3 protein-coding genes are annotated in these 3,129 nt (G+C 63.7%); all 3 read left to right on the top strand.

Translation table 11 applies throughout. From position 1 onward, the window contains the following. The coding region (locus WAN71_RS13105; RefSeq protein ID WP_422225741.1) for an MCE family protein at positions 1 to 734 on the top strand (734 nt) is incomplete at its 5' end. Then, positions 731 to 1,771: a virulence factor Mce family protein gene (locus WAN71_RS13100; RefSeq protein ID WP_422225740.1), complete on the top strand. Its 1,041-nt coding sequence runs from the start codon at positions 731 to 733 to the stop codon at positions 1,769 to 1,771. The genes WAN71_RS13105 and WAN71_RS13100, both read left to right, overlap by 4 nt. Further along, the coding region (locus WAN71_RS13095) for an MCE family protein (protein WP_422225739.1) at positions 1,768 to 3,129 on the top strand (1,362 nt) is incomplete at its 3' end. The genes WAN71_RS13100 and WAN71_RS13095, both read left to right, overlap by 4 nt.

Raw genomic sequence — 3,129 nt, 5'->3', positions numbered from 1 at the left:
GCATCGACCCAGTCAAGGTGAACCTTACGCTGAGCGCCGCAGCCCAGGCGTTGAGTGGATTGGGCGACAAGTTCGGTCAGTCGATCGTCAACGGGATCAAAATTCTCGACGACCTGAATCCGCAAATGCCGATCATCCGCCATGACATCCAGCAGCTTGCGGCGCTCGGCGATGTCTACGCCAAGGCCGCACCGGATCTTTTTGACGCACTCAACAACGCGGTGACCACGGCCCGCACGCTCAACCGGCATCAGGCCGAGCTGGATGCCGCGTTGTTGGCCGCATCCGGCTTCGCCAGCACCGGGGAAGACATTTTCACCCGCAGCAAGCCCTATTTGATCCGCTTGCTGGCCGACCTAGTGCCGACCGCCCACCTACTCGACACCCACAGCCCCGCGTTGTTCTGTACCGTCCGCAATTTCGCCGACCTTGCCCCCAAAGTTGCAGTGCTGGAAAGCGGTAACCATTACGCAGCACAGCTTGGCGTTGCGATCGCCGGAACGGAGAACCCGTATGTGTATCCGGACAATCTGCCGCGGGTCAACGGGCGGGGCGGACCCGGTGGCACGCCGGGCTGCTGGCAGCCGATCACCCGTGAACTGTGGCCTGCGCCGTATCTGGTGATGGACTCCGGCAACAGCATTGCGCCGTACAACCACTTCGAGCTCAGCCAGCCCCTCGCCAGCGAATACGTCTGGGGACGCCAATACGGGGAGAACACGATCAACCCATGAAAATCACCGGTACGGTCATCCGGCTTGCTGCTGTCGCATCCGTGCAGTTGTTGCTCACCGCGGTCATCGTGGTGGTTTTCGGCCAGGTGCGCTTCGACCGGACCAACAGCTATTCCGCCGAGTTCAGCAATGCCAGCGGCTTACGGGCCGGGCAGTTCGTCCGTGCCTCTGGTGTGGAGGTCGGCAAGGTCAAAAAGGTCGATCTGGTCGAGGGTGACAAGCGGATACGCGTCGATTTCTCCGTCGACCGCTCGGTGCCTCTGTACCAGTCGACGACCGCAGAGATCCGCTACCAGGATCTAATTGGCAACCGCTACTTGGAAATCAACCGCGGGACAGGGGAAAACGCTGACCGGGTGCTGCCGCCGGGCGGATTCATTCCGCTTTCCCGCACCGAGCCGGCTCTGGACCTCGACGCGCTCATCGGTGGCTTCAAGCCGCTGTTTCGCGCCCTGGATCCGCAGAAGGTCAACAGCATCGCCTCATCGATCATCACCGTCTTCCAGGGCGAGGGCGGCACCATCAACGACATCCTGGACCAGACCGCGCAGCTGACTGACCGGTTGGCCGAAAGCGACCAGGCGGTCGGTGAGGTGATCACCAACCTGAACACGGTGCTGGACACCACGGTTCGGCACCGGAAACAGTTCGACGAGACGATCAATAAATTCGAGGTGCTCATTACCAGCCTTAAGGGCCGGGCCACCGACCTCGCTGACGGCACCGCGCACATCAGCAACGCCGCTGCGACAGTGGCTGACCTGCTGGCCGACAACCGGGCCCTGGTGCACGACACCGTCGGCCGCTTGGAAACCGTCGCCGCGCCCCTCGTCGACCAACGCGACAAGCTCGGCGACCTGATCGGGAAGGTACCGAGTGCGTTCAACATCATTGGACGCGCCAGCGGTATCTACGGCGACTTTTTCAACTTCTATCTCTGCGACCTCGCTATCAAGGTCAACGGGCTCCAGCCGGGCGGCCCGGTTCGTTCGGTCAAGCTCTGGGCGCAGCCATCGGGTAGGTGCACACTGCAATGAGAGCGCTGCAACCTGCCAACCGGGTGCGTGTCGGAGTCCTGGCCATCGCCGTGGTGGTGCTCGTTGTCGGTGTGGGACAGAGCTTTAGCAGCCTGCCGATGCTGTTCGCCACCGCGAGCTACTACGCCCAGTTCAGCGACTCCGGCGGCTTGAGCAAGGGCGACAAGGTACGCATCCTCGGCATGGACGCCGGCACGGTGCAAGACCTCAAGATCGACGGGGATCACGTCGTGATGAAGTTTTCCACGGGCATGCGGACCATCGGTACCGAGAGCCGGCTTGCGATCCGCACCGACACGCTGCTGGGTAAGAAGGTGCTCGAGATCGAGCCGCGAGGTAGCCGGCCGCTGCGACCGGGCGCCGTATTGGCACTGGGGCAGAGCACCACCCCGTATCAGATCTATGACGCGTTCTTCGACGTGACCAAAGCCGCCTCTGGCTGGAACATCGAGACGGTGAAGAAATCGCTGAATGTGTTGTCGCAGACCATCAATCAGACCTACCCGCACTTGAGCGCGGCCCTCGACGGGGTAGCCAAGTTTTCCGACACGCTGGGCAAGCGCGACGAGCAACTGAAACACCTGCTCGCCGAGGCCAGGAAGCTGGCCGGTGTCCTTGGCGACCGCAGTAAACAGATCAACGCACTGCTGCGGAACACTCAGGAGCTGCTCGCCGCGTTCAACGAGCGTGGACGAGCCATCAACGCGCTGTTGACCAACGTGTCGGCCTTTTCCACCCAGGTGCGGGGTCTCATCAAGGACAACCCCAACCTGCACCACCTACTCGAGCAGCTGCGCACCGTCACCGACGTGCTGGTCGCGCACAAGAAAGACCTTGCCGACGTGCTGAATACGCTGCGCAACTACACCGCGGCGTTGAGCGAGGCGGTTGGCTCCGGACCCTACTTCAAGGTGATGATCGGCAACCTGCTGCCGTACTGGATCCTGCAGCCGTGGGTGGACGCCGCGTTCAAGAAGCGTGGGATCGACCCGGAGGACTTCTGGCGCAGCGCTGGGCTGCCGGCCTTCCGGTTCCCCGACCCCAACGGCACCCGGTTCCCCAACGGTGCACCCCCGCCTGCACCGCCGGTACTCGAAGGTACCCCGGATCACCCGGGGCCCGCAGTGGCGCCCGGCTCGCCGTGCTCCTATGTCCCGCCGCTAGAACTCCTACCGCGGCCGGGCAACCCAATGCCGTGCGCCGGCGTCAATCAGGACCACGGTCCGTTCGGGCCTAACGGACCGTACCCGGTGTTGCCCGACGTGCTCTCGTCGCCGCCGAAGCCGAATGGCCTGCCGCCGACACCGGGGATCCCGGTTGCCGGGCGCCCCGGGGCGCCGGCGCCAGACGTGCCGGGT

Source organism: Mycobacterium sp. (genome assembly GCF_049280035.1).
Taxonomy (GTDB): domain Bacteria; phylum Actinomycetota; class Actinomycetes; order Mycobacteriales; family Mycobacteriaceae; genus Mycobacterium.
The sequence above is the reverse complement of the archived record's forward strand: the minus strand, read 5'-3'. Positions and strand labels throughout refer to the sequence as shown.